At 65.3% G+C, this 24,765-nt stretch carries 27 protein-coding genes; 11 read left to right on the plus strand and 16 right to left on the minus strand.

The window, feature by feature from the left end; translation table 11 throughout:
* The first annotated feature begins 47 nt into the window (after positions 1 to 47).
* On the plus strand, positions 48 to 1,670 hold the full coding sequence (locus tag BFL28_RS01130) for a rhamnogalacturonidase (protein ID WP_069318803.1): 1,623 nt from the start codon (positions 48 to 50) through the stop codon (positions 1,668 to 1,670).
* A gap of 7 nt (positions 1,671 to 1,677) precedes the next feature.
* Here the strand turns inward: BFL28_RS01130 and BFL28_RS01135 are convergent, their stop codons facing one another.
* The 3 genes from BFL28_RS01135 to BFL28_RS01145 all read right to left on the minus strand — a co-directional run bounded on the left by BFL28_RS01135 (position 1,678) and on the right by BFL28_RS01145 (position 5,498).
* Entirely contained in the window at positions 1,678 to 2,574 is an 897-nt protein-coding gene (locus tag BFL28_RS01135; protein WP_069318804.1) for an iron-containing redox enzyme family protein, read from the minus strand.
* Between the two features lie 68 nt (positions 2,575 to 2,642).
* A complete protein-coding gene (locus tag BFL28_RS01140) occupies positions 2,643 to 4,580 on the minus strand; it encodes a right-handed parallel beta-helix repeat-containing protein (protein WP_241527171.1) in 1,938 nt (645 codons plus the stop codon).
* Positions 4,581 to 4,769: 189 nt separating this feature from the next.
* Positions 4,770 to 5,498 carry an SDR family oxidoreductase gene (locus tag BFL28_RS01145; protein WP_069318806.1) on the minus strand — a complete coding sequence of 243 codons (729 nt, stop codon included), beginning with the start codon at positions 5,496 to 5,498 and terminating at the stop codon, positions 4,770 to 4,772.
* A gap of 62 nt (positions 5,499 to 5,560) precedes the next feature.
* Here BFL28_RS01145 and BFL28_RS01150 point away from each other — a divergent pair, with 62 nt between their 5' ends.
* Entirely contained in the window at positions 5,561 to 7,168 is a 1,608-nt protein-coding gene (locus BFL28_RS01150; RefSeq protein WP_069318807.1) for a rhamnogalacturonidase, read from the plus strand.
* Positions 7,165 to 8,163 carry an aldo/keto reductase gene (locus tag BFL28_RS01155; protein ID WP_069318808.1) on the plus strand — a complete coding sequence of 333 codons (999 nt, stop codon included), beginning with the start codon at positions 7,165 to 7,167 and terminating at the stop codon, positions 8,161 to 8,163. The genes BFL28_RS01150 and BFL28_RS01155 overlap by 4 nt, the downstream gene beginning before the upstream one ends.
* Positions 8,164 to 8,611: 448 nt before the next feature.
* Here the strand turns inward: BFL28_RS01155 and BFL28_RS01160 are convergent, their stop codons facing one another.
* The 3 genes from BFL28_RS01160 to BFL28_RS01170 all read right to left on the minus strand — a co-directional run bounded on the left by BFL28_RS01160 (position 8,612) and on the right by BFL28_RS01170 (position 12,923).
* Entirely contained in the window at positions 8,612 to 9,886 is a 1,275-nt protein-coding gene (locus BFL28_RS01160) for an ATP-grasp domain-containing protein (protein WP_069318809.1), read from the minus strand.
* Positions 9,887 to 10,002: 116 nt separating this feature from the next.
* Entirely contained in the window at positions 10,003 to 10,500 is a 498-nt protein-coding gene (locus BFL28_RS01165) for a DUF305 domain-containing protein (RefSeq protein ID WP_069318869.1), read from the minus strand.
* Positions 10,501 to 10,559: 59 nt separating this feature from the next.
* Positions 10,560 to 12,923, minus strand: a complete 2,364-nt coding sequence (locus BFL28_RS01170; RefSeq protein ID WP_069318810.1) for a heavy metal translocating P-type ATPase — start codon at positions 12,921 to 12,923, stop codon at positions 10,560 to 10,562.
* Positions 12,924 to 13,000: 77 nt separating this feature from the next.
* Between BFL28_RS01170 and cueR the strand changes: the two genes are divergently transcribed.
* Positions 13,001 to 13,396 carry a Cu(I)-responsive transcriptional regulator gene (gene cueR / locus BFL28_RS01175; RefSeq protein WP_079246856.1) on the plus strand — a complete coding sequence of 132 codons (396 nt, stop codon included), beginning with the start codon at positions 13,001 to 13,003 and terminating at the stop codon, positions 13,394 to 13,396.
* Between the two features lie 67 nt (positions 13,397 to 13,463).
* On the opposite strand, the gene BFL28_RS01180 is transcribed toward cueR, so the two are convergent.
* The 3 genes from BFL28_RS01180 to BFL28_RS01190 form a co-directional block, all read right to left on the minus strand.
* Positions 13,464 to 13,847, minus strand: a complete 384-nt coding sequence (locus BFL28_RS01180; protein ID WP_069318811.1) for a hypothetical protein — start codon at positions 13,845 to 13,847, stop codon at positions 13,464 to 13,466.
* Between the two features lie 154 nt (positions 13,848 to 14,001).
* Positions 14,002 to 15,195, minus strand: a complete 1,194-nt coding sequence (locus BFL28_RS01185; RefSeq protein WP_206599051.1) for a YncE family protein — start codon at positions 15,193 to 15,195, stop codon at positions 14,002 to 14,004.
* 100 nt (positions 15,196 to 15,295) lie between these two features.
* Complete coding sequence (locus BFL28_RS01190; RefSeq protein ID WP_069318812.1) at positions 15,296 to 16,288, minus strand: cation diffusion facilitator family transporter; 993 nt, start codon at positions 16,286 to 16,288, stop codon at positions 15,296 to 15,298.
* Between the two features lie 367 nt (positions 16,289 to 16,655).
* Here BFL28_RS01190 and BFL28_RS01195 point away from each other — a divergent pair, with 367 nt between their 5' ends.
* Positions 16,656 to 16,988: a four-helix bundle copper-binding protein gene (locus tag BFL28_RS01195; RefSeq protein WP_069318813.1), complete on the plus strand. Its 333-nt coding sequence runs from the start codon at positions 16,656 to 16,658 to the stop codon at positions 16,986 to 16,988.
* 36 nt (positions 16,989 to 17,024) lie between these two features.
* Here the strand turns inward: BFL28_RS01195 and BFL28_RS01200 are convergent, their stop codons facing one another.
* Positions 17,025 to 17,417 carry a CopD family protein gene (locus tag BFL28_RS01200; RefSeq protein WP_241527172.1) on the minus strand — a complete coding sequence of 131 codons (393 nt, stop codon included), beginning with the start codon at positions 17,415 to 17,417 and terminating at the stop codon, positions 17,025 to 17,027.
* Between the two features lie 145 nt (positions 17,418 to 17,562).
* On the opposite strand from BFL28_RS01200, the gene BFL28_RS01205 reads away from it, so the two are divergent.
* From BFL28_RS01205 to BFL28_RS01220, 6 genes are all read left to right on the plus strand, one after another.
* Positions 17,563 to 17,985: a heavy metal-responsive transcriptional regulator gene (locus tag BFL28_RS01205; protein WP_069318814.1), complete on the plus strand. Its 423-nt coding sequence runs from the start codon at positions 17,563 to 17,565 to the stop codon at positions 17,983 to 17,985.
* 102 nt (positions 17,986 to 18,087) lie between these two features.
* Complete coding sequence (locus BFL28_RS01210; protein ID WP_069318871.1) at positions 18,088 to 18,309, plus strand: hypothetical protein; 222 nt, start codon at positions 18,088 to 18,090, stop codon at positions 18,307 to 18,309.
* Between the two features lie 68 nt (positions 18,310 to 18,377).
* Entirely contained in the window at positions 18,378 to 18,506 is a 129-nt protein-coding gene (locus tag BFL28_RS21650; RefSeq protein WP_277620984.1) for a hypothetical protein, read from the plus strand.
* Positions 18,507 to 18,522: 16 nt separating this feature from the next.
* On the plus strand, positions 18,523 to 18,672 hold the full coding sequence (locus tag BFL28_RS19990; protein WP_241527173.1) for a hypothetical protein: 150 nt from the start codon (positions 18,523 to 18,525) through the stop codon (positions 18,670 to 18,672).
* 71 nt (positions 18,673 to 18,743) lie between these two features.
* Positions 18,744 to 19,652, plus strand: coding sequence for a LysR family transcriptional regulator (locus BFL28_RS01215; protein ID WP_069318815.1), 909 nt, complete (start codon positions 18,744 to 18,746; stop codon positions 19,650 to 19,652).
* 149 nt (positions 19,653 to 19,801) lie between these two features.
* Positions 19,802 to 20,005, plus strand: a complete 204-nt coding sequence (locus BFL28_RS01220; protein ID WP_241527174.1) for a hypothetical protein — start codon at positions 19,802 to 19,804, stop codon at positions 20,003 to 20,005.
* A gap of 15 nt (positions 20,006 to 20,020) precedes the next feature.
* On the opposite strand, the gene BFL28_RS01225 is transcribed toward BFL28_RS01220, so the two are convergent.
* From BFL28_RS01225 to trbK-alt, 6 genes are read right to left on the minus strand one after another with little or no spacing between them, the layout of a single operon-like run.
* Entirely contained in the window at positions 20,021 to 20,245 is a 225-nt protein-coding gene (locus BFL28_RS01225; RefSeq protein WP_069318817.1) for a DUF2274 domain-containing protein, read from the minus strand.
* Complete coding sequence (locus BFL28_RS01230) at positions 20,242 to 21,462, minus strand: TraB/TrbI/VirB10 family type IV secretion system protein (RefSeq protein WP_069318818.1); 1,221 nt, start codon at positions 21,460 to 21,462, stop codon at positions 20,242 to 20,244. The genes BFL28_RS01225 and BFL28_RS01230 overlap by 4 nt, the downstream gene beginning before the upstream one ends.
* Complete coding sequence (gene trbG, locus BFL28_RS01235) at positions 21,459 to 22,469, minus strand: P-type conjugative transfer protein TrbG (protein ID WP_069318819.1); 1,011 nt, start codon at positions 22,467 to 22,469, stop codon at positions 21,459 to 21,461. Before trbG ends, BFL28_RS01230 begins: the two co-directional genes overlap by 4 nt.
* Positions 22,466 to 23,149 (minus strand): conjugal transfer protein TrbF, encoded by a 684-nt coding sequence (gene trbF / locus BFL28_RS01240; protein ID WP_069318820.1) that lies wholly within the window; start codon positions 23,147 to 23,149, stop codon positions 22,466 to 22,468. The genes trbG and trbF overlap by 4 nt, the downstream gene beginning before the upstream one ends.
* 3 nt (positions 23,150 to 23,152) lie before the next feature.
* The gene (gene trbL, locus BFL28_RS01245; RefSeq protein ID WP_069318821.1) at positions 23,153 to 24,457 is read right to left on the minus strand and encodes a P-type conjugative transfer protein TrbL; all 1,305 of its coding nucleotides are present in this window, start codon (positions 24,455 to 24,457) and stop codon (positions 23,153 to 23,155) included.
* A gap of 2 nt (positions 24,458 to 24,459) precedes the next feature.
* On the minus strand, positions 24,460 to 24,762 hold the full coding sequence (gene trbK-alt, locus BFL28_RS01250) for a putative entry exclusion protein TrbK-alt (RefSeq protein WP_069318822.1): 303 nt from the start codon (positions 24,760 to 24,762) through the stop codon (positions 24,460 to 24,462).
* Between the last annotated feature and the right edge of the window lie 3 nt (positions 24,763 to 24,765).

Consider the following 24,765-nt stretch of genomic DNA (forward strand, 5'->3'; position numbering starts at 1 on the left):
GCTCTGCCGTAATTCATCATATGATTGTCAGAATGGGAGAAGACGGGATGCTGGATCGGGCCGAATTCAGCCGCCGGGCGGCGATCGCGGGGCTGGGTGCAGCGATGGCGGCGAGCGCTTCGCCGGTCCGAGCCGCGGGCTCGCTCAGTGGCTTCCACAATGTCCGCGACTATGGCGCGAAGGGTGATGGGCGCACGATCGATTCGCCCGCGTTCAACCGCGCGATCGAGGCAGCGAACCGCAAGGGCGGCGGGACCATCGTGGTGCCACCAGGCCGATATCTCTGCTTTTCGATCCGGCTGAAGAGCCACATCACGCTGGTACTGATGCCCGGATCGGTGATCGAGGCCGCTAGCCCGGATCGGCACAAGGGCCAGTACGACCTGCCCGAAAACGCGTATGAAGAACAGTTTGTCGACTATGGCCTGGCGCATTTCCACAACAGCCTGATCTATGGCGACGGCATCAGCGACGTGGCGATCGTCGGCCATGGCTTGATCCACGGCCTGGGTCTCGACCGCGAAGGGCCGCCGCAGGGCTGGCACGGCATCGCTGGCTGGAAGTCGCCCAGCGAACGCGGCCTTACGCCCGAGCAGGCGCGCCGCGCCAATGCCGAGGAAATGAAATACGAAGGCCGCGGCAACAAGGCGATCGGGCTGACGAATTGCCGCAACGTGCTGCTCAAGGACTTCTCGATCCTGCAGGGCGGGCATTTCGCCTGCTATGTCATCCGCAGCACCAATGTGCGGGTCGAGGGGCTGACCGTCGACACCGACCGCGATGGGATCGACATCGACGGGTGCCGCGACGTGCGCGTGGTCAACTGCACGGTCAACGCGCCCAAGGACGATGCAATCGTGCTGAAGAGCAGCTTTGGCCTGACCGAGGCGCGGATGTGCGAGGACGTGCAGGTCATCGGCTGCAAGACCAGCGGCTATCTGCTCGGCTCGTTGCTGGACGGCACCTACCGCCCCTCGCCCTATCTCTCGACCGACAAGGTCGGCGTGCTGGGGCGGATCAAGCTCGGCACCGACAGCGTGGCGGGGTTCCGCAACGTGCTGATTGCCGACTGCATCTGCGAAAATACACGCGGGCTGCAACTGGGCGCGATCGATGGCGGGGTGCTGGAGGACGTGACGTTCCGCGACATCAACCTCATCAACCCAGTCAATCATCCGATCTTCCTGCGCTTGTCGGCCCGCAACCGAGCGCCGAAGGGCGCAGGGGTGGCCAAGGTGCGGCGCGTGCGCTTCACCGACATCCAGGTGTCGGGCGCGCGCATGGAATATCCGTGCGGCGTCGTTGGCATTCCGGACGGGATCATCGAGGATGTGAGCTTTCGCGGCGTGCACGTCCGTGCGGCAGGCGGCGGCTCCGCTGCGGACGCTGCGCGCGACGTGCCGGAGCGGCGCACGTCGAGCCTGGAGCCGAGCTTCATGGGCATCCTGCTCGCGCACGGCCTGTACGCGCGGCATGTCCGTAATCTAGCCGTGACCGATTGCGGCTTCGACACCGCAGCCCCCGATGCGCGCCCGACGATTGCGCTGGAGAATGTGCAGGGCGCTGTGATCGATCGACTGGCGACGGCCAAGCCGCGCGCTGCCGCGGTGCGGACCGGTCCCGATTGCCGCAACGTGGCCGTCGGGTCGATCCAGACGCTGACGCGCTAGCGCCGGTTCATCCCCACAGCGCGGCGCGATAGGCGTCGAAGCACCGCTTGCCGCAGTTCAGCCGGATCAGCGCGCCTTCGGCGATCGCGGTGGCGCGGCGTGGGTCTTCCTCCACCGCCGGGCGGATCGCCTCCTTGTTCCAGGCCGCGCTATGCTTGACGTCGAGCACGGCGTGGACCGAGAAATATCGTCGCTCCTTGCCCGAAAAGCCGAGGCGTTTGAGGCCGTCAGCGACCATCGCGGAGCGGCCGGGCGCGGTCAGCTCGATCACGCCGAGCGCGCCGACTGAGTGCCAGGCATAACGGCGCGTCGACGCCATCGCGGTCATCGCGTTGGCGAGGCAGAGGCTTTCCCAGACGGTGCGCTCGATCGACGGATCGACCTTCAGCGTTTCGACCAAAGCGTCCAACATCGGGCCGTGCATGCCGATTTCGGTGCCATGGCCCATCTCGTCCCAGTAGTTGCGGGCGAGCTCCAGCTTCGGTCGGGTCGGCAGCTTGACCTGAGTCATCGCGACCAGATCGTCGAACCCTGCTTCGCCCGCCGCCTCCTGCTCGAAGAACCAACGGAACTGGTCAATATCGGCCTCGTCGCGAAGCCACGGGAACAGCGGATCCCCCTGGCCGGGACCAGTGTCCATCAGCCCCTCGAACCACGCCATGAAGCCGTCGGGGTCAGTGGGCGCAGCGGCGGCCTCGTCGATCACCTCAGCGCGTAGTTCCTCAAGGAACGCGCCTTCCAGCCGCTGCATCCGCGTGTCGCGCTCTAGCGTGCGCTGCCAGTCGTCTTCCGGGAAACCCGGGGAAAGCCGTTCGTGATTCCAGTGCGACAGACCGCGCTGAAAACTCTGCGTAAGGAACTGCGATCCGGCGGTCTGTTCGCCGCCAATGAACCGGGTTGCCATCGTTGTAATCTCCTATTCACCCGGGGAAACCGGGGAATAGGGGCGATGGTTCCGCCTCTTGACCTGGATCAGCGTTGCGGTCTTGGCCCGGCCGCCTCGATCACCTTGCGCGCTTCGGCCGGCCAGTTTCGGTCGGGCACGAGGAAGTTGCCGCGTGCGTCATTGCCGATTTCGGGCAGCCAGCGCCCCCCGGTCGACATCGAGTTGTGCCAGTTGCCCACTGCGCGATTGTCGGTCGAAATGCGGCGCGCGTACATCTTGCCGGCGGTGTTGATGTTCAGCCACTTGCCGCCCGTCTCGACGACGTTGCCGGTGACGGTGAAGTGCTTGCTCCCTTCGTCCAGATAGATGGCGATGCGGTTCGAGATGTCGAAGATGTGGTTGTTGCGGATCACCGAATTGGGGTTGGCCGACAGGTTGTAGATCGCGCCGCCATCCTCGTACCACAGCTTCACGCCATGAATGCGATTGCCCTCGACCAGCGTGTTGCGCAGCGTGGTCGGCGTCGTGAACTTGGGGTTGTGGACATAACCCTTGGCGTTTTCCTCGTAGTTCGGATTGCCGCCGGCATCGTTATAGCCCCAGCCCCAGCCGACCGCGATCGCATCGTACGGGGCGTCGCTGATGTCGTTGTGCAGGATCTTCGCGCCGTCGATATAGGTCGTCAGGATCGCGGCATTGTCCTTATAGTCCTGGCTGACGGTGACGATCGTGTTGTCTGCGATTTCGAGGTCGCGGTTGACGAGGTTGGGGTCGGACGGATGGTGCGCGTCGGTGCGCACGCCGCCTGCCATGATCGCGCCGCCCGCGAGCGTGTCGAAGCGGTTGCGCACGACGCGAATGCCGCTGGTGGCAAGACCGACGCCGGAAAGGTTGGCGGTCGGTTCGTTGCCGATGCCAAGCGCAATCTGGCCCAGCTGAGTGAAGCTGTTGCCTTCGAACGTCACGTCGCGCGCGGCAGCGACCTGGATGGCGGCGGGCATCTGGTGCCATTTGAGGCGCATCGATTCGAACTCGACACAGCCCCAGCCGCACTTTTCCCACGCGTCCTTGGGCCGGATGGGGGAGGTGTCGCTGAGGTACGAGCCGCTCTGCTGATTGGCATAGCCGGTCGGCTTGCTCGGCCCCATCCAGCTGCTGTGCGCGAAGGTCAGCCCGCGAAAGGTGAGGCGTTCGACTGGCGCGCCGGGGGTGCCGGCGATCGAGACGAGCGTTTCCAGCGTGGGGACGACGACCTTCAGATCGGTGATCGCCTCGTCGATCCCGGTGCGCAGGTACAGCTTGCCCGCCTGCGGGTCGATCACCCACTGGTGATAGCGCGCGTGCCAGTCGTTGGTCTTGCCGATGAATTCGAGCGCGTTGACCAGGAACAGGCGCGAATCGTCCGGGAAGATCGGCTTGCTGATCGTATCATAGCCCCAGGTGTTGTTGTCCCACGCCGGCTGCTGCATCGTGATGCGGTTGCCGTCGATGGACTTCACGGGCGAGTAGCGGTCGGTGAAGAAGCCGGTGGCCTCAAGCTCGAGCCGGTCGGGACGAGCGAGCTTGGCGACATAGTCGAACTTGGGATTGGTGATCTCGAACCCGGTCGGGCCGAATTTCACGTCCGATGACTTGAGTTCGATCCACGGGCGTTCCGCGACCGTGCCGTTGACCCAGATCTGGCGCGTATCCAGCCCCTTGGGCGTGTTCGCGACATAGATGCGGCGTTCTTCGTCATAGGAGGTAAAGCCGGTGACCGCGATGCCGGACGAGATGATCGGCCGGGCACCGGGCGCAGCGCGCCATTCGACCCGCTTGCCATTCTGTCCACCATCGGCGCGGCGGAAGAGAAGTGGGGCGGTCAGCTTGTAGGTGCCGTCGGCAAGGACGACCGTGACGTCCTGCCGGGCGTTCTTCGTGCGGACCAGCGCCTGCGCGCGCTCCAGGCTGCGCACAGGCTTGCCCTGCGTACCCGCGTTGCGATCGTCGCCGGCGGGCGAGACATGGACAGTGACCTGAGCCATCGCGGTCGAAGCGCAGAGCATGGCTGCTGCAATAACCAAGGTGCGTGCGATCATCGGGAACCTCTCCAAACCGTCATCCCGGCCTGAAGCCGGGTCCACTATGCCGCGCGCGCTGCGCCCGGCCATCATCGTCCTCGCCCGCGTCCCGCTGGACCCCGGCACAAGGCCGGGGTCCAGCGGGACGGGGTCTTAATTCACCCAGCCGCCGTCGATCACGTTGATCGTGCCGGTCGTGAATGCGCTCTCGTCGCTCGCCAGATAGACGGCAAGCGCCGCAAGTTCGCTGGGCCGTCCGAACCGGCCCATCGCCTGGCGCGCGGTGAACTCGGCATAGGCTTTGTCGAAATCGCCGGTGTCGTGCAGTCGTTGAAGCAGCGAGGGCGTTTCCACCGTCCCGGGGCAGATCGCGTTGCAGCGGATGCCCTGCGTCACATAATCGACGGCGACCGATTTGGTGAGGCCGATGACCGCCGCCTTGGTCGCGCCATAGGCAAAGCGGTTCGGCACCGCCTTGATGCTGGAGGCGACGGACGACATGTTGATGATCGATCCCCCGCCATTGGCGATCATGTTGGGCAGGACCGCCCGGATCATGCGATATTGCGCTGTCACGTTAAGCGAACAGGCAAAGTCCCAATCGTCCTCCCCGCAATCCAGGATCGTGCCGGCATGGACGACGCCCGCGCAGTTGTAGAGGACGTTAAGCTCAGGGAATTCGGCGCCAATGGCGGCGACAGCCTGTTTGTCGGTAACGTCGAGCACGCGCGTCTCGGCGCCGGCCAGCCCCTCAAGCGCTTCGGCGCGCACGTCGGTTGCGATGACGCGTGCGCCTTCGGCAACGAACGCCTCGACGGTGGCTCGGCCGATGCCCTGGCCCGCGGCGGTAACCAGTGCGATCTTGCCTTCCAGACGGCCCATTCCATTCTCCCAAGGGACGATATGCGCGCTAGACAGCGGCGTTGACATTCGTATGATGAATTATGTTTGACGCACGTGCAAGCCTTGATCGGCGCTCCACCCTTGGTCTTCTCGCGCTTCTGCTGGGCAGTCCTGCCGCCGCGCAGACGGCCTTGCTCAGCGGCGCGATCGAGGATGTGCGAAAACATGGCGCCCGCGGCGATGGCAAGGCGATCGACAGCCCGGCGATCAACCGTGCGATCCGCGCTGCCGCGAAACGGGGCGGGGGCGTGGTGCTGGTGCCGCCAGGCCGCTATCTCAGCTTCTCGATCCGCTTGCTCGATAACATCACGCTGGCGCTGAGCGCCGGCGCGGTGATCGAGGCGGCCGATCCCGATACGCATGGCCGCAACTACGATCCGCCCGAAAACTATATGGAAGAGCAGTTCCAGGATTTCGGGATCACCCACGTCAACAACAGCCTGATCTATGCCAATGGCGCGTCGAATATCGGCATCGTCGGGCCGGGTATGCTGCATGGCCTGGGCCTCGATCGCGAAGGGCCGGGCGATCACTGGTGGGCGCGTCCAAACTGGAAATCAGCCAAGGCGCTGGGGATCAGTCCCAAGGAACTCTATCTGCGCGACCCCAAGGAAGCCGCGCAGGTCGGGCGCGCGAACAAGACGGTCGGCCTGCGCGATTGCCGCAACGTGCGATTGCAGGACTTCACGATCCTGCAGGCCGGGCATTTTGGCATCATCGCGCATGGCTGCACCAACATGGCCGTGGAGGGTATCGTCATCGATACCGATCGCGACGGGATCGACATCGACTGCTGCCGCGACGTGCGCGTGGTCAACTGCACCGTCAACGCACCCAAGGACGATGCGATCGTGCTGAAGAGCAGCGGGGCGATGGGCCGCCCCGTGCTGTGCGAGGATATCCTGATCCAGGGATGCAAGACCAGCGGCTATGCGATGGGCTCGCTGCTCGACGGCACGTATCGAAAGTCGGACTATGGCTCGCCGGACAATGTGGGCGTACTCGGCCGGATCAAGATGGGGACCGAGACGATCGGCGGCTTTCGCAACGTGCGGATCAGCGACTGTATGTGCACCAACAGCCGCGGCATCCTGGTCGGGATCGTCGATGGCGGGTTGATGGAGGACGTGGTGGTAAGCGGGATCACGTTGCGCGATCCGGTCAACGCGCCGCTGTTCGTCCACCATGCCGCACGCATGCGCGCGCCAAAGGGCACGCCGGTGGGCAAGATCCGGCGCGTGCGGTTCGAGGATGTGCAAGCGTCAGGCGCGCTGCCGGGCTATCCATGCGGGGTCGAGGGGATCGCCGACGGGCCGATCGAGGACGTGACGTTCCGCGGCGTCGAGGTGACTGCGCGCGGGGGCGGCAGCGTGGCGGGCGAGCCCGAATATCGCCGCGAGACCAGCCTCGAGGTCAGCTATCTCAAGAACATTCCGGCCCATGGCCTGTGGGCACGTCACGCCCGGCGGCTGACCGTCAAGGATTGCCGATTTGCGGTCGAGACGCCGGATGCGCGGCCGACGATCGCGCTGCGCAACGTCGCAGGCGCCGTGATCGACGGGCTTTCATCGAGCAAGCCGCGCGACGCCGCGGTTTCCGCCAAGGAGAGCAGCAACGTCGCGATCGGCGACGTGCGAGTCCTGGCATGATGGATCTGGGCGATCTGGCATTCGGCGCGGCATCGATCGGCAACCTGTATCGCGCGGTGCCCGAGGATCAGGCGTTTGCCGTCGTGCAGCGCGGGTGGGACGCGGGCATCCGTTACTATGACACTGCGCCGCATTACGGGTTCGGCCTCAGCGAGAAAAGGCTGGGCGCGGCGCTGGCGCAGCTTGATCCCGATCAGGCGGCGATCGTCTCCACCAAGATCGGCCGGCGGCTCGATCCGCGTCCCGACGCCGACCTGACCGTGCCGCGCCAGGCGTTCGTGTCGCCCGAACCGTTCGAGAGCGTGTTCGATTATAGCTATGACGCGGTGATGCGATCCTATGAGGGCAGCCTCAAGCGGCTCCGCCGCGATCGCATCGACATTCTCTATGCGCACGATATCGGCAGCTTTGCGCATGGCGATGCGCATCCCGGGCTGTTCCGCACCTTCCTCGACGGCGGCTATCGCGCGATGCGCGAACTTCGCGATAGCGGCGCGGTGAGCGCGATCGGTATCGGCGTCAACGAGACCGCCGTGTGCATCGAGATGCTGGAGGCGGGCGAGATCGACCTCATCATGCTGGCGGGGCGCTATACCTTGCTGGAACAGGACCCGCTCGACGACCTGCTGCCGCTGTGCGCGGCGCGTGGCGTGCGGCTGGTGATCGCTGGACCTTATAACAGCGGTATCCTGGCCAAGGGTGTGCGCCATGGCGGGAAAATTCCGAACTTCAACTACGAACCGGCGCCGCCGGCAATCGTCGAACGAGTCGGCGCCATCGAGGACATTTGCGCGCGGCATGCCGTGCCGCTTGCGGCCGCGGCGCTGCAATTCCCGCTGGCCCATCCGCAAGTCGCTTCGGTGGTACCGGGCATGGGATCGGTCGCGCAGGTCGATGATGCGCTGAAGCTCGCCGCGCATCGGATCCCGCCTGCGCTATGGGGTGAGCTCAAGGCAGCCGAGCTGGTCCGCGCGGACGCGCCGGTGCCGGCTTGAGGAAGATGATGGCGCCCCGTGCAGGACAAACATAACGAATATATTTCGCCCTTTGCACTACTATAGGACTGCCATTTAGCGCCGTCTGCTGACGGCCGCCGAAATGCAGTGCCTCTGATAGTACGACGGGTACACCAGCAGCCGCACGAAAGGTGGGCTGCCGTCGGCAGCTCACTCATACGCTGTGGTAGCCGATTCAAGACGCCGGTCCTGTGAGCGGACATTCTGAACTAAGGTTCTGACATCCGTAAACCTACGGAAATCCATAAAAGCGCGGCAGGGTCAAAATTGACCGGTTTTGACACCGACGCTGACGAGTGTCCTGATCAGCCCCGCGGGAATCCCCCTACGATTCAAATTAGCCGCATGATTTACCAATGATCTGAGTGCCCATATTCGTCATGCCGGCCGCGCCAGCTTTCTCTGTGCGCGTGGTCGCTCCGCCCTGTCAGACGGCGTAGACAGGTGCGAAGCCGCCGCCCGGCGTTCTGAAGTTGGTGGTCTGCCCCTGGTAGACGCGAGCGGCGGCGATCAGCAGGTCACTCCGGTAGGTGTAGAGGCGGACATCCAGCTTCAGGGATCGGATCTCACCGTCGATCCGGATCCGCCGCTCGCTGGGGGGAGCGATCTCCTGGGCGATGAATCCTCCGCGTGAGACCTCCGCCCATGCGCCGCGGGTGATCTTGTCGCCCCGGAATACGGCCTTGCCGCCGTGTCCGCCGGCCGGTTTGAAGAAGAAGTCCTTGCGAGCCGTCCACATCGTATCGGCGTTTTCGGGGCCCACCAGCACGGTCCTCGGAACCGCCTTCAGGCTGCGCTGTTGCTGCGCCGACAGGTTCCAGGCGCCGCTGTTCGCCGGGTCCGACAGCAGCCGCAGATTTCGCTTGTCGGCCAGCAACGCGTGATGGCGCGGGTTCGGGGTGACGACCGCCGCGCCGGCGAGATAAGCCTCCTTCAGGGCCCCGTGTCCCTCAGCGCCGAGATTAAAATCGACCAAACGATTGTAGACCAGATCGATCGCGAGCCCGCGGCTGCTCAGGCGACCATCAACGAACTGCAAGGCCGCAGGATCGACGATGACGGCCTCCACGCCGCGCCGGCGGAAGAAGCGCTGCGCCAGCAGGAACTCCGGGAAAAGATACTGGTCCGCAGGCGCATCGTCGACGATGGCCACGGACTGAGGGCGCCCGGCACGCCCCTGCAGACGCCACTCGCTCAGGAACATCGTCCAGACCGAGTCGTCGAAGGCATCGGCGCTCGCGGTCGGAAACGCAGCCTCCGCTTCCCGGCAACAGGCCGCCTGGGAACGCGCCAGGAAGGCGTTGAGAAAGGCGCCGCCGGCGTTGGTGTTCACCTCGATCAGGCGGGGCTCGGCGCCGCCGAGGTGGAAGTCGTAACCCATGAACACGCCACGCGGCCCGAAATCATGGCGGGCGATCTCCGGCGCCCAAGCCAGCACGGCCTGCTGAAAGGCGGGGGCCGCGGCCGCCGCCTCGATCGCGGCGACCACCTCCAGCATCGCCGACAAGTCCCGCCTCGCCAGGAAAACCGGAGCCTGGGAGAACAGGTGCGGCCGTGCCGCCAACAAAGCGTCGGCGAGCTCCGGATCATCCGCTTCGGCTCGAATCGCCGAATGCAGGGCTTCTCGCTCCAAAGTTATGCAGAAGCACTCCCGATTCAGTACGGTGTCGGGATCGTCAGCACCCAGCTCTTGTTCGCCCACACACGGCCTCCCAGCGCTCGTCTTTGCCAGACGGCTAATCGCGCCGCGACCGGCGCATTTTCGCCGCGGTAACGGTTTGTCTCTGCGACTCAGGCGCGGCTGAGTTCGGCTGCGCCTCAGGGCACTTGTTCGATCCGCGCCTTGATCTGCTCCATCTGATCAATTTCAGAGCGTTGAGCGCCCATGATGTCGTCACATAGACTGATGAGCTCCGCGTCGGTCAACGTCGCTTCTCGACACATGAGTATGGCTCCGGAATGGTGAGGTATCATGGAGTCGATGAACTGCCCGTCGTCAATAAAGGCTTGCACGCGGGTCGCGGCGAACGATGCAATCGTCAGGATGATGAACACAGCGTAGAGTGCGGTGTTGAGAGCCTTCTTGGGGAACATACCGGGCATGGTGGCCAGCATGAAGACGCCCATCGGCGCCCACATGGTGACCGCCATGTAGAACATATTGAGATTATTCCGAAAATCCCGGGCACCGTCGATCATCGAGAACATCACGACGTACATGACGATCAGGCCAAGCGCCATGTTGATCCAGAACATCAAATAGGGGCGACCGGAGTCCCCGTGTTTGTGTTCGGTCGTGGGTGCAGAATGGGTCATGTCGAACATCCCTTATCGCGCGCTGTCCGGTGAGCCGAGCCCAGAGCCGGAGGTGGACCTTAAATCCGGATGGCTCGGAGCCTCAAAGCATTTGTGATGACCGAGACCGACGACAGCGCCATCGCACCCGCCGCAATCGCGGGCGAGAGAAGCCAGCCGGTGAACGGATAGAGCAGGCCTGCCGCGATCGGCACGCCGGCTGCGTTATAGACGAAGGCGAGGAACAGATTCTGGCGGATGTTGCGCATCACGGCATGGCTGAGCCGCTGTGCGCGCACGATCCCCGTGAGATCGCCCTTGAGCAAGGTCACGCTGGCGCTCTCGATCGCCGCGTCGGTGCCGGTGCCCATCGCGATGCCGACATCGGCCGCGGCGAGAGCCGGCGCGTCGTTGACGCCGTCACCGGCCATGGCCACGACTCGACCTTCCCTCTTCAGGCGCTCGACCACCGCACTCTTCTGGTCAGGGAGGACGTCCGCCTCGACTTCGTCGAGCCCGAGCCGGCGCGCCACCGCTTCCGCGGTGACTCGATTGTCGCCGGTCAGCATGATCACGCGGACGCCGGCCTTCTTGAGCACTTTGAGTGCCTCCGGGGTCGATGCCTTGACGGGATCAGCGACGGCGATCACGCCAGCGGGCGCGCCGTCGATGGCGACCAGCACCGCGGTGGCGCCTTCGCGTCGGAACTCGTCCCCGGACTCAGTGAGCGCCCTCGCATCAACGCCCATCTCACTGAGCCACGCGGCCTTGCCGATCGCGACGCGACGGCCTTCCACCGTTCCGATCACGCCCTTGCCGATCGGCGCGTCGAAATCGGCGACTCCGGGAACCTGCAATCCGCGCGACTCGGCGGCCGCGACCACCGCCAGCCCGAGCGGGTGCTGGCTCGACCGCTCCACGGCGGCCGCCAGCCGAAGCACTTCTTCTTCGCTGGCGTCGCCGAATGGCTTCACCGCCACCACGGCGGGCTTGCCCTCGGTCAGCGTCCCGGTCTTGTCGACGACCAGGGTGTCCACCTTCTCCATCCGCTCGAGCGCCTCGGCGTTCTTGATGAGCACGCCGGCCTGGGCGCCGCGCCCGACGCCGACCATGATCGACATAGGCGTGGCCAGGCCCAGCGCGCATGGGCAGGCGATGATCAGGACGGACACGGCCGCGATCAGGCCGAAGCTCATCGCCGGTTCGGGTCCGAACAGCGACCAGGCGACAAAGGCCAGAACGGCGATACCGATCACCGCCGGAACGAACCAGCCCGACACCCGATCGGCGAGCCGCTGGATGGGGGCACGGCTACGTTGCGCCTCCGCCACCATCTGAACGATGCGCGCGAGCATCGTGTCGCGGCCGACCTTGTCGGCGCGCATGATGATCGCGCCGGTGTGGTTGAGGGTGCCGGCGATCACGCTGTCTCCAATGTCCTTGGTCACGGGCATCGACTCGCCCGTCACCATCGACTCGTCGAGCGCGGTGCGGCCTTCGACCACCTCGCCATCGACCGGCACTGACTCGCCGGGGCGGACGCGGAGCCGGTCGCCGACAGCGACTTGGTCAAGGCCGACCTCTTCATCCGAGCCGTCGTCACGCATCAGACGCGCCGTCTTGGGCGCCAGGTTAAGCAGCGCGCGAATGGCGCCGCCGGTGCGTTCGCGCGCGCGCAGCTCGAAAAGCTGACCCAAGAGCACAAGCACGACGATAACCGCCGCGGCCTCGAAATAGACCGGCACCGCCCCGTGCTGGTCGCGGAAGGCCGCCGGGAAGATGCCGGGCGCGGCAGTCGCGATCACGCTGTAGGCCCAGGCAACGCCGGTTCCCATCGCGATCAGGGTGAACATGTTGAGGTTGCGGCTCTTCAGCGAAGCCCAGCCGCGCTGGAAGAACGGCCAGCCCGCCCACAGCACGACCGGCGTGGCGAGCGCCAGTTGCAGCCAGTTGGAGATTCGCGCGTCGAGCCCGAAGTCCAGGCCGAACAGGTGCCCGCCCATCTCGAGCACGAAGATCGGCAAGGTGAGCACCAAGCCCACCCAGAAGCGGCGGGTGAAGTCGATGAGTTCGTGGTTCGGCTGCGCCTCGGCGGTGGCGAGATCAGGTTCGAGCGCCATGCCGCAGATCGGGCAGGAGCCGGGCCCGACCTGCCGCACATCGGGGTGCATCGGACAGGTGTAGATCGCGCCTTCCGCCACGGGCTCCGGCGCGCGGGCTTCGGAGGCGGTCAGGTACTTGGCGGGATCGGCCAGGAACTTCGTGCGGCAGCCGGCGGAGCAGAAATAGTAGGGACGGCCCGCATGCTCGGCCCGGTGGGGCGTCGTATGGGGGTCCACCTGCATCCCGCACACCAGATCCTTCACCGTCCCGGTCGGGTCATCGGCCGCTTTCGGGGCGCAACCGGAGTGGCCGGGGCTGTGATGAGAGTGGTCGTGCTCCACGGCTAAACTCCTTGTGTTTTCTCGTGCCCGCTGGATATGCTCCTTGACATCATGTGAAGGTCAAGGGGCGGCGCGGAATGAACATCGGTCAGGCTTCGAAGGCGTCGGCGGTGTCCCAACGCATGATCAGGCACTACGAAGCCATAGGGCTGATCCCCAAGGCGGCCCGCCGCGAAAGCGGGTATCGCGACTACGACGACCGCGACGTCCACACGCTGCGCTTCATCGCTCGTGCTCGCGACCTCGGCTTCCCGATCGAGGAGATCGGGAGGCTCCTGGCGCTCTGGCGGGACCGAAGCCGAAGCAGCGCCGAGGTGAAGTCGCTTGCACTCGCCCGCGTCGAGGAACTCAAGAGGAAGGAGCGCGATCTGCGGGAGATGCGGCGCACGCTCGAGCAGCTGGCCCAATCATGCCACGGCGACGATCGCCCCGACTGCCCGATCATCAAGGACTTGGCGGCCTCGGATCCATGACCTAGCCAGGCCGGTTCCGGCGTCCTTCGGACGATCCACATCATCACTGTCCTCCGTCCTCCTGATTCTATGGATACCATCTGTCCACACCCTCAGACGTTGTTTTGTAGTGCGCTGCCCGCTCGACGATCGCGAGCATGTTGCGCGCGGCCTCGATGGTCAGACGGTGAGGCGTTGCGCCTGGCCTGGGCGAGATGTACGCGGCCATTTCCCGCACCAACTCGGACTGGCTCTCGGGAGCCCCGGCCAGCAGCGCCACGATGAGGTTCTCGAGCGCGATCAGCCGCACACGCAGATTGCCGGCCTCTGCATCGCCTATCTCTCCGGCGACGGTGGGCGTCCGATGCTCGTGCAAGCCGGTGAAGGCGCCGCCCTCATTCTCCCACCGGCCGATCGCGCGGTCGTGCGCCCCCGCCCTCGCATTGTCGAACCCGGTTTTGTCCGTCGGCATGGTCGCCGCATCCCTTTCGCTATGTTTCTCGGGCCGTGCGCTGCCCGGAGCACCTACTTGTTCCACTTCGCCCGCCGACCAGATTTACGACATTGACCCTACGTGCCGCCTGATCCCCTGCACCATCCCATAAACTCACTTGCCAGCAGCTGGCTCAGTCTTTGCCCGCCGCAAAGGTAATCCCACCGGGACCCCGGCCCACGGGCACGTTGTCGACGACTTTGCGGCTCACCGGGTCGATGATCGTAGCCGTATTGGCAAAGATGTTCGAAACGAAAACCCGGTCGCCGCTGTTGCTGACCGCGACTCCATGAGCACCCGCGCCGGTGACGATATTTGCAACGACTTTCCGGCTCGTGGTGTCGATGACCGACACGGTGTTCCCGGGCGCCGCTTCGGTTCCCTGGTTGGCAACATAGACCTCACGCCCATTGGGTAGAGCGAAAAGCTGGATCGGGCCGGGTCCAACGGGAACCTTTGCGATCACACGCCGGCTTGCGGTGTCCACCACGGCCACGCTGTTCTCGTTACGCAGGGAGACGTAGTTGTACCGCCCGTCTGGAGTGAAGGCGACCTGGACTGGAGCTTTGCCGACGGGGACCCGCGCGACCTCGGTCAAGTCTTGGACGTTGAGGACCGAAACGGTTCCATCGGCTGTATTGGCGACGTAGATGGTCCCGCCATCGGGGCTCATGCGCAGCCCGTGAGGTGATTTGCCGACGGCGATGCTCTTCATCGTCTGCCGCTGGGCAAGGTCGATCACTGAAACGGTGTTGTCTCCGCCGTTGGTCACGAAGGCTCGCGTGCCTTGCGGATCGACTATGACGTGCGCTGGCGCCCTACCGACCTCTACCCTGAAGACTGGACCGCTGGAAACGACGGCCGCGTTGAAGCCAAGCAGCCGGCCAGGGCCGCTCATATCATGGCCTCCCCCAGATGATCCGACGGCGAAGAGCGATCGTCCGTCTCTTGAGGTCTGCGCATTGTGGGGTGAAATCGGGATCGGTGTTGTTTCCACCTTGCTCGTCTGCAGGTCGATGACGCTGATCGAGTTTCCTTGTTCGTCGGCCGTGAAGACCACTCCGCTCGCGCGACTCGTTTGAGGTTGGGTCGGTGCATTTTCGGGACTGCAGCCTTGGGTGAGGGTCGCGCTAGCTGCCACTATGATCAGCGCAGCAACTGTATTTCTGAAGCTCATGGTGCTCTCCTTGCTTTGGACTTCCGGTAGGACCCGGAAGCGTGCTCGAATGAGCATTTCACACGCCTGCTGCGCCGTGCCTTCCAAATCATCGCACAGGTGCCCGCGAATCGCCGTGCTGATGCAGGCCAGCGAAAGATCCGCCTTCAATCGCCCATCGCCCGACGGCTCGACGGTGCATCTGAGCACGCGAGGAGTCGAATTCGCCCTCGGTCTGCATAATCTGATTTCCCCCAGCTTGTTCGGCGGTTCATCCGTGACCGGCATGAGGAACAGTCATCGCGCCCGGCCCGGGCTCACGCCGCATTATGTCGATCGCCGCCGCCCCCTCTTCGGCCGCAAGACAGCGTTCCTCGATCTGCGTGGTCGAGAAGTAGATATTGAAGCGGTCGCGCAGGAGCGCGTTCACGTCTCGCAGGATGCGCTCCGCCTCTGCCATGTCGCGCACGCAGACGTGGCTCGCGAAGACATTGACCCCCGAGGTCAGGCTCCATGCATGAACGTGGTGGATGTCGGTGACGCCTTCCACGTCACGAATGGCCGCGATGGCAGCATTGAGGTCCAGATCTTCAGGCGTGCCTTGCAGAAGGATGTGGAGCGCGTCCCTGGTAATCCCCCATGAGGCCCACAGAAGCACCACTCCGAACGCCATTCCAAGCAGCGGGTCGATCGCCAGGAACCCGGTGAAGCGGATCACCAAGGCCGATACGATGATCAGGAAGCTGCCGACGAAGGTCTGGAGAATGTGCCAGAAGGCCCCGCGGAGATTCAAGTTGCCCTTCTGACGTTCGTAGAGCAGCCAAAGTGCGACCAGTTCCGTGGCAATGCCCCCTGCGGCAGCGATCAACATGGGCGTCGTCGGCAGATCGATCGGCTCCATCAGCCGCATCGCGCCCATCCAGAAGACAAAGAGGGCCATGATCGCGAGGAACAGGCCATTGAAGAGGGCGCCCAGTATCTCCGCGCGGACATAGCCGAATGTCCGGGCGGGGCTGGATTTGCGCTCCCCGAGCCGAGTCGCGACCAGGGCGATGAGGATACCGCCGACCGCCGAAAAAGTGTGGAAAGCGTCGGAGGTGACCGCGACGGAGCCCGTCCAGAGACCGATCCCCAGCTCGATCACGAAGTACACGCCGGTGAGCCAGCCGGAAATAACCAGCGCGCGTTTGTCGGTAGTCGCAGGCATGTGCCCCGAATGACCGGAACCGTCGCTCCTAGAGCCGCTGCGCTCACCGTCGGTCATGACTCTGCACCTTCATTCATTTGTGCTGCAGAACGCATACAGGCCCGGTGCGCTTATGATCGCGAGGCGGGCGCGTGCGGATCACCGCACAATCCTTTTACGCGCCCGCCCGCCAAAGCCCTCAAGCAAAATGGGGCTTTATTGCGTCACCGCGAAGCCGGCCTTGTCGATGGCCTGCTTGAGATGCTGTACATCGGCCGTCGAGGTTACCGAAACGGTCTTGCTCGCCGTCGACGTTGCGAAAGAACAGGGTTGACCTTGGACTGTGGTCCGAGCCGTAAGAGCGGTGAGGCCCCCACGCCAGCGAGGGATAGCGCGAAGAACCGCGTATCTAGGAAGGGAGCGGGGCTACATGGAAGGAAAGACAATGCATCAGATCGACTCCGAGATGAAGGCGTGCATGGACGCCTGCCACGAATGCCACATCACCTGTCTTCACATGGCGATGAATCACTGCCTCGAGGCGGGGGGCCGACACGCCGAGCCTCAGCATATGAAGCTGATGCTGGACTGTGCTCAGATTTGCAGCGTCGCGATCGACTTTATGGCCCGCAAGTCCGAGCACCACGCTGATATCTGCCGCGTATGCGCCGAAATTTGCCGGGCGTGCGCGGCGAGCTGCGAACAGCTCGACGGCATGGAGGATTGCGTCGCTGCGTGCCGGCGGTGCGCCGATGCCTGCGATAGGATGGCGGCCTAAGCAGCGTGCGGGCGGCGGTCGCCGCCCGCACCAGCCTTATATCGCCGAGACTGGCGGTTCGAGCATTCCCAGCCAGGCCACCAACCCCAAGATCGTGACGACGCAGGCGGTCTCGACCGCCAAGCTGGCGCGCAGCGCGCCGAGCGCGCCGCGATGATCGGCGGCTGCGATCGACGCCTCGAACGCCGGCGTCAGCCGGAAGCGGTTGAGCGAAGCCAGCCCAAGCATGGCGACGAACAGCGCCAGCTTGGCGAGCAGGAGGCGGCCGTAAATCGTCGAGCCCAGCGATCCGAGATTGCCGATCCCGACCAGCAGCCAGCCATTGACGAGCCCGGTGACGACGATCGTGCCCACCACGATCGTGCCGACCGTGCCGAACCCGTGCAGCGCGCGGTGCGTCAGGCCGAGATGCTCGGCATCGACCCGCACAGCCGGTCGCGAGACGAGTAGGCAACGACGTCCGAGGACCCGAACAATGAGCCGGCGCGACTTTCGACTTTCGAGCCCGGCTCCAAAGAAAAGGGTTGACCTTGGACTATGGTCCAAGCCGCAAGAGCGCTGCCGGAGGTAGGTCATGGCCGGCATCACCATCGGCGCGTTCGCGAAAGCGGCAGGAGTCCGGACAGACACGATCCGCTATTATGAGCGGGGCGGGCTCCTCCCTCCCCCGGTACGCACGGCCGCCGGCTACCGGCTGTATGACGATTCCGACCTCGAGCGCATCCGTTTCATCCGCAAGGCGCAGGGGCTCGGCTTCACGCTGAGCGAGATCGCGGCGTTGTTGGCGCTGCGCGCGTCCGACACCGCCCGCGCCGCCGATGTTCTCGACATCACCGAACGCAAGATCGCGGAATCCATCGCCCGGATCACCGAGCTGAGCCGCATCAGCGCTGCGCTTAAGCAGCTCGCCGAGCAATGTCCGGTAGAGGCTCCGGTGACGGACTGCCCGATCTTAGCGCACCTCGCCAACACCAGCACCGCGCCGAGCAAGGTCTAGCCGTGAGCACCGCCTTCCCGACGATTTTCAAGACAACAGAACGGGCGCGGCCCGCACGGGAGAATGCCGGGGCAATCATCTGAACAGAGGAAGGACATGACAATGAAGCGACTTCTCATAGCAGCCACACTCCCGATCATCGGGCTAGCGGGATGCGCCACCACGCGCGAAGCGACCGCCGAGCAGCGCGTGAGCTGCGAGCGCATGGAACAGGATATGGGCCTCCGCACCACCCACGATCACGCCGCGATGAAGGGGATGGGAATGAACCCGATGAACCTCAGCCACGAGCGCTGCCAACAAATCCTCGCTCAACCCCAATAGACGAATGGCTACCGTTCGCCGGGCTTTCCGAGAGCCCGGCGAATAGCGGCCTAACGAAGGACAGAGACATGAACAATCGAACGACACCTTTATGGAAATCCGCCCTAGCGCCGACCGCGGCGATCCTCGCCGCATTGAGCGTCTCCGCCTGCGGGGGAGCCGACACCGGCACTGCACCCGTCGACGCGCTCGACTGAGTGCTCCCAATGTCATGTGCCGCCGCCGAGCCACAATATGATGCACTTCGAGATGGTTTCTCAGCGCGTCGCCGGCAAACGCGCGCGGGTCGAGCAGTGCTACGCCTGCCACACGACCGACGCCTGGAACAACATCAGGGGGGTTGGTTGGTATGTTCACCATTGATGCGACCGGCGACGGCCTCGCTGAACTCGTGAGACAGTGCTCGATCCCGAGCTTGTCGAGACGACATTCAGATGACATTTGAAATTCGCCAACTGCGCTACGCCATAGCGGCCGCCGATCATGGAAGCTTCTACCGCGCGGCCCGAGCGCTCAACATCGAGCAATCGACGCTCAGCCGGAACATTTTGAAGCTGGAGCGGGCGATCGGAATGCCAATTTTTGAACGCTCCCGTGCGGGTGTCACCTCAACATTGGCAGGGAGCGCATTCCTTCGCGGCGCTCGACCGATGGTAGCTAGCGCCGATAAGCTCATAGCGATGATGCGGGCCGCTGGCCAAGGCCGTGCTGGTGGGTTGAGGCTGGGACATAACAGCTCAGTCTCGGCTGGCAATCTTCGTGCGACAATGATGAGCTGGGGGCACGCTCATCCCGATGTTCAGGTCGATTGTGTCGAAGCCAATCGCAGCGTGCTCCTCGCCGAGCTAGACACTGGCGAGATTGACATAGCAATCCTGATGGGAGCGAACGGCCATCGCGGCTTTCGCTGCAAGCAGTTTTGGAGCGAGCGCATGCTAGTTGCGCTGCCTGCTACGCATTCGTTGGCCGAGCGTGACGTGGTTCACTGGACCGACCTGTGGAACGAGCGCTTCCTACTGCCTGCGGCCGATCCAGGTCCTGAGATTAGAGATATGCTAGTCGGACGACTGTCGGTCTCGGGTATCAAGCCGGAGATTGAAATGGCTCGATCTAGTCGCGAGACGATCCTGAGCATCCTCGGTGGCAGTTCGGCGATGACTATTGTCTGCGAAGGCTCGACGGGCGCCCGCTATCCGGATGTTGTTTATAAGCCGATCCACGGCGAGCAAGGACCGGCACTCACCAGTTATTCTGGTTATTGGCGGGACGACAATCTGAATCCGGCCCTGCGGCGCCTCCTTAGTTTTATTAAGGCGCGGTTTGCCCTGCATTTTGATTATTAGGAGCGATCCCAGTAGTTAGGTATGAATCTCTTGGAGTTATTGCCATGTCGCAAGGAAGAACTATCGTAATTGGGATTGTTACGTTGGCCATTGGCTTCGCAGGTGGATTTGTCTTGCGACCGGTGATTGCGCCAAGGCAACAAACAGAGATGGCCGCTGCTCCGCCGCCTACGGCCGCTGTGTCGAGTGAGGCGCGGGGCACGCAATACTTCGTGGCGAATATCGACGAGGCGCGGCAGGTCGTGGCCGGATGCCGCGATGGCTCGGTGCGGAGCGGCGAATGCGCCACTGCCGAGGAAGCGATAATCAAGGTCGAGGCTCAGGAGCGCCGCAAGCGGTTCTTGGGTAACTGACGGCAGCGCGTCAACTCAGTCCTTGCGGGCTCCCCGACGCCGCGAAAAAGCCCGGTCGCTTGCCATGAACCGTGCCAACATGGGTGAAACTAGCTTCTCGGGGGAAACGACTTCCCCGCCGGTTTCGGCCGCGAGAGCAGCGGCGTAGGCGACAAGATCGCGGTGAACGGCCGCGGGCAGTTCGACCGTCAGCTTAAGAGGTCGGTCGTCGGCCAGCGGCCCCAGCTTCAACTTTGTCATCGTGTCGCTCCGATCGGTTCGAGCACAAGGTCGCGGGTCAGGACCACGCGCAGCGGATGACCCGGCCGGATGGTGAGCGTCGGCTGCACGTTGAGCTGCCGTCGCACGATCTGCTGGCCGGTCTGATTGATGGTGTCTTGCGAGCCGCGCCGTAGCGCGCGGGTCAGGTCGTTGTCGCTGTCCGCGCCCAGCTCGGCCCCGACGCCGAGCAGTGTCGAGATGGCGGCGGCCTTGAGCAAATTGCCCCAATGCTGATTCACCCGGTCCTGCAAGCCAGCGAACCCTGCTCCGTCCGCACCTGGCTGGCGCTCGAGAACGATCGAGCGGCCGTCCGGTAGGATGAGGCGGTCCCAGGCAAGCAGCACGCGGGTCTGGCCTGCGGCGACTTCGCTGTCGTATTCGCCAATCAGCCGCGCGCCCTGCGGGATGAGCAGGACGCGGCCGGTCGGGCTGTCGTAAACATTGGCCGTCACCTGGGCGGTGATCTGGCCGGGTAGGTCGGAGCGGATTCCGGTGATGAGCGCGGCTGGGACGACGCTACCCGCCTGCACGACGTTGGGCGACGCGGGTGCAGCGAGCCGTTCGACGCTTACCGTGTGCTGGTTGGATACCTGCACCATGAACGCGCGCTTGCCGGCCTGATCGCCTTGCGCGACTTGCTGGCCTGGCTCCTGCCCGGACGGCGCTGGCAAGCCCGGCGCCGCGACGGGCTCCGCGCCTGCGCGCGCGCCGCCGCTGCCGAGGAAGACCGAGCTGATGCGCGCCGCATCGCGCTCCTGCGCGGCGCGCTGCCGGGCGGCTTCCGCCGCCTGTGCGCGCGGATCGGGCGGACCCGGCTGCGCGCCGATCGGTGGCACGGGCACGTCCTCGCCCTGCTGCTGCGCCGACACGATCGGGCGGCCGAGGTCGCCGGGAAGCGGCGGGCCGAGCCTGGGCGCCTGGGCATAGTCGCGCGGCCCGGACGTGATCGTCTCGGATGTGGCTCGGCTGTCAGTGTTGTAGAGTTCCTGCGCGGCCTTCTCACCGGGCGGCCGCAGCGCATAGATCAGCGAACCGCCGATGCCGAGGCCGGCGGCAACTCCGACGACGGCGAGTGCCTTGCGGGACAGCCGCATGACGCGGGGCGGATCGCCGCGAAGCTGGAACGCGGCGGGATCGGGCCGTTCCGCTTGGGGCATGGGCCGGTCTTCAACGGCGGGATCGTGGCTATCAGTCACGGCCGCCCCCTCCGCCCATCGTTGCGCAGGATGCGGACGCGCTGTTCGCTGCGCCGGTCGCCCAGGCGCAGCTCGGCGGCGGCGAAAAGGCGATCGACCACCATGTAGCGGCCCTGCACGCGGTAATTGACCAGCTCGGCGTCACCGGCCGCGCCGGTCACGAACAGCGGCGGCATCTCGCCCTGCGAGATCCCGGCTGGAAACTCCACAAACACCTGCCGGCCATCGTCGAACGCGCGAACGGGCTTCCACGCCGCGCGGTCGCCTTCGATCCGGTAGCGGAAATTGAGCGCGGCCACGTCCACGCCAGTCGCCACCGGTGTGGCGAATGCAGCAGCCGCGTTGCGACCCTGCAAGGCAATCAGCGCGTCCTGCGGATAGGTCCACGAGACTGAAGCCATGTAGGTCGCAGTCGTGGCGCGCAGCTCCAGATGGTAGGTGCGTCGGTCGGTGTTGATGACGAGGTTCGTGGCGAGGTCCGGCCGGGTGGGCTTGACGAGGATATGCACCCGGGCCGTGGCGCCGCTGCCGCTAACCGTGTCGCCGATGATCCAGCGCACCGTGTCCCCGGCCGCGACCGGCCCCGGCCCCACGAGCTGCTCACCTTCCTGTAGCGCGATGTCCGTCACCTGGCCGGGCGCGGTATAGACCTGATAGAGCGCGCCGTCGGTCCAGGGATATTGCTGGATGGCGTTGAGGAAGCCATCGCGCACCGGCTGGATTCGGGCGGCGGCATTGGCGTCTCCGACGCGACGGCGCGGGTCGGCAGGCTCCGCCCGTCGCGGGCTCTCCGCCACCGGCTTCAACTGACCGGGCAGCGGCAACGGTTCGGGGATCGTCACGATCTCGACGGCGCGCGGCTCGGCTGCGAGCGTCGCCACGATCGCGGGCGGCGGATCGTCATAGGCGATCACGGGCGGCTTGGCCGACATGGTGGCGCAGCCGGCGAGCGCGAATGCGGAGACGAGGAGAACCGCCGAAGCGGAGCGGAATGACGGGCGCTTCATTGCGACAGTTCCTTTGACCAGTTGAGGGCGTTGACGAAGACGCCGAGCGGGTTCTTGCGCAGGGCGTCAGGCGTGCGCGGCGGCTGGACGACGATGGTGAGGATGGCCGACCAGCGCTCGGTGGCGGCGAGGCTGCCGTCCTGATAGCGCCGCTCGGTCCAGGCGACGCGGAAGCTGTCGGGCGATGCGCGGATGACGCTCGACACGTCCACCGCGACCTGCACCTGGCCGACATTGGCGAACGGGTCGTTGGCCCGCGCATAATCGTTGAGCGCCAGCGCACCGCGATCGGTCGTGAAGTCGTAGGCGCGTAGCCAGTTCTGGCGGACGATGACCGGATCGGCCGGGATGCTCCGCACCTGCTCGATGAAGCGGGCGAGATGGAACGCGACCTGCGGATCGTTCGGACGGTAGCCGGCTTCGGCCGGCGCAACCGCCTGCGCCTCGCCCAGCCGATCTACTTGCACCACCCAAGGGACGATATGCCCGCGCGTCGATTGCCAGACGAGGCCGCCGGCGAGCCCGCCAGACAAAACGAGCGCGCCGAAGCACGCGAGCCGCCAGCTCCGCGCCTGAATCCGCGCCGAGCCGATGCGGTCGTCCCACGCCTGCGCCGCGCGCTGGTAGGGCGTCGCCGGCTCGGGCGTCTGGCTATAGCGGATAGAGGGTCGTCGAAACATGGATCAATCCTTCTGGCTGGTATCGACGGACGTGCCGCCACCGCCGCCGTCGCCGGAGCGCAGCGTGTGGGCGGCGACGGTCGCGCCGTGGGTCATGGTCTGGCGGCGTTTCATCGCGGCCGCCCAGGCGGGCTGGCCGGCCTCGGGCGATGGCGTGGCGCTGCCGCCCGAAATCGTGCCGCCGGTGGCGGTGACGGCGGCGCGACCGCCGGAGCGGTAGCTGTCCTTGAGTGAGGCGGCCGCCTTGCGGAGCGGCGACATCGCGGCGCCGGCCGCCGCCTGGCCGACACCGCCAGCGCCGCCGGCGACCGCAGCCGCGCTGATCTTACCGGCCGAGCCGAGCGCATACGCACTGTTGGCGGCGCCGGAGGTGAAGGCTGCCCCGCGGGCTGCACCGCCGATCGCGCCTGCCGTCGCGCCGACACCGAGCCGGGCGGCGGCAGCGCCGCCGGCCAGCGCGCCGCCAGCCGCGAGCACGGTTCCGGCCGCGGCGCCCGCGCCGAGCGCCGGGCCGCCTGAGACGATGCCATTGGCGATGGACGGACCGAAGATGCCAAGCCCCAGCAGGCAGAGTGAGGCGAGTGCGACGGCCATCGCATCCTCGATGCTCGGCTGCGCGCCACCGAACCCGGCGCGGAACTCGTCGAACAGCGTCGAGCCGATGCCGACGATCACGGCGAGCACCAGCACCTTTACGCCGGACGAGATGACGAGCCCCAGCACGCGCTCGGCCATGAAGGCGGTCTTGCCGAACAGGCCGAACGGGATGAGCACGAAGCCGCATAGCGTCGCCAACTTGAACTCGATCAGCGTCACGAAGAGCTGGATCGACAGGATGAAGAAGGCGAGGATGACCAGCAGCCAGGCCATCAGTAGCACGGCGATCTGGATGAAGTTCTCGAAGAACGCGACCCAGCCCATCAGATCGGAGATCGACTGTAGGATCGGTTGGCCGGCCTCCAGCCCGACTTGGGCGACGCGGCCCGGCTGGAGCAGTTCGGCGGCGGTGAAGCCGGTGCCGGATGCTTTGAGGCCGAGCCCGGCGAAGCTCTCGAAGACGATGCGCGCGAGGCTGTTCCAGTTGCCGATGATGTAGGCGAAGACGCCGACGAACAGCGTCTTTTTCACCAGCCGGGCGATGATGTCGTCACCTTCGCCCCATGTCCAGAACAGCGCGGCCAAGGTCACGTCGATGACGATCAGGGTGGTGGCGATGAACGCCACTTCGCCGCCCAGCAGGCCAAACCCGCTGTCAATGTAGCGGGTGAAGACATCCAGAAAGCGATCAACGACGCCGGTGCCGCCCATGTTCAATTCTCCTTGGCCGAAGTGTCGTCGGCGATACGGGGGGCAGGACGCGCGCCGGGCGCGAGGAACCGACGACGGTTCTCGCCCCAGGCGCGAAGGCAGGCGGGGTCGCTCGCCCCGGCCGCGCCGATCGATTGGCAGCGGCGCAGTTCGATCAGCAGCGGGTCCATCGCCGATGTCTCGGCGACGGCCGCCGGCTCCGCACGCGCGGTTTCAGGAGCACGGCTCATCTCGATCGCCGTCATCGTGATTGCGATGGCGATGAAGATGACGGCGCCGATGCGGGCGAGGAGCTTGGTGTCCACGAC

This window comes from Sphingomonas turrisvirgatae (genome assembly GCF_001721295.1).
In the GTDB taxonomy this organism is placed as follows: Bacteria; Pseudomonadota; Alphaproteobacteria; order Sphingomonadales; family Sphingomonadaceae; genus Sphingomonas; species Sphingomonas turrisvirgatae.

Bases quoted from the DNA above. Each gene is read 5' to 3' on its own strand.
- BFL28_RS01130 (WP_069318803.1), top strand. From the start codon at position 48: ATGCTGGATCGGGCCGAATTCAGCCGCCGGGCGGCGATCGCGGGGCTG.
- BFL28_RS01135 (WP_069318804.1), bottom strand. From the start codon at position 2,574: ATGGCAACCCGGTTCATTGGCGGCGAACAGACCGCCGGATCGCAGTTC.
- BFL28_RS01140 (WP_241527171.1), bottom strand. From the start codon at position 4,580: ATGGCTCAGGTCACTGTCCATGTCTCGCCCGCCGGCGACGATCGCAAC.
- BFL28_RS01145 (WP_069318806.1), bottom strand. From the start codon at position 5,498: ATGGGCCGTCTGGAAGGCAAGATCGCACTGGTTACCGCCGCGGGCCAG.
- BFL28_RS01150 (WP_069318807.1), top strand. From the start codon at position 5,561: ATGTTTGACGCACGTGCAAGCCTTGATCGGCGCTCCACCCTTGGTCTT.
- BFL28_RS01155 (WP_069318808.1), top strand. From the start codon at position 7,165: ATGATGGATCTGGGCGATCTGGCATTCGGCGCGGCATCGATCGGCAAC.
- BFL28_RS01165 (WP_069318869.1), bottom strand. From the start codon at position 10,500: ATGACCCATTCTGCACCCACGACCGAACACAAACACGGGGACTCCGGT.
- cueR (WP_079246856.1), top strand. From the start codon at position 13,001: ATGAACATCGGTCAGGCTTCGAAGGCGTCGGCGGTGTCCCAACGCATG.
- BFL28_RS01180 (WP_069318811.1), bottom strand. From the start codon at position 13,847: ATGCCGACGGACAAAACCGGGTTCGACAATGCGAGGGCGGGGGCGCAC.
- BFL28_RS01190 (WP_069318812.1), bottom strand. From the start codon at position 16,288: ATGACCGACGGTGAGCGCAGCGGCTCTAGGAGCGACGGTTCCGGTCAT.
- BFL28_RS01195 (WP_069318813.1), top strand. From the start codon at position 16,656: ATGCATCAGATCGACTCCGAGATGAAGGCGTGCATGGACGCCTGCCAC.
- BFL28_RS01205 (WP_069318814.1), top strand. From the start codon at position 17,563: ATGGCCGGCATCACCATCGGCGCGTTCGCGAAAGCGGCAGGAGTCCGG.
- BFL28_RS01210 (WP_069318871.1), top strand. From the start codon at position 18,088: ATGAAGCGACTTCTCATAGCAGCCACACTCCCGATCATCGGGCTAGCG.
- BFL28_RS21650 (WP_277620984.1), top strand. From the start codon at position 18,378: ATGAACAATCGAACGACACCTTTATGGAAATCCGCCCTAGCGCCGACC.
- BFL28_RS01215 (WP_069318815.1), top strand. From the start codon at position 18,744: ATGACATTTGAAATTCGCCAACTGCGCTACGCCATAGCGGCCGCCGAT.
- BFL28_RS01220 (WP_241527174.1), top strand. From the start codon at position 19,802: ATGGCCGCTGCTCCGCCGCCTACGGCCGCTGTGTCGAGTGAGGCGCGG.
- BFL28_RS01225 (WP_069318817.1), bottom strand. From the start codon at position 20,245: ATGACAAAGTTGAAGCTGGGGCCGCTGGCCGACGACCGACCTCTTAAG.
- trbG (WP_069318819.1), bottom strand. From the start codon at position 22,469: ATGAAGCGCCCGTCATTCCGCTCCGCTTCGGCGGTTCTCCTCGTCTCC.
- trbF (WP_069318820.1), bottom strand. From the start codon at position 23,149: ATGTTTCGACGACCCTCTATCCGCTATAGCCAGACGCCCGAGCCGGCG.
- trbL (WP_069318821.1), bottom strand. From the start codon at position 24,457: ATGGGCGGCACCGGCGTCGTTGATCGCTTTCTGGATGTCTTCACCCGC.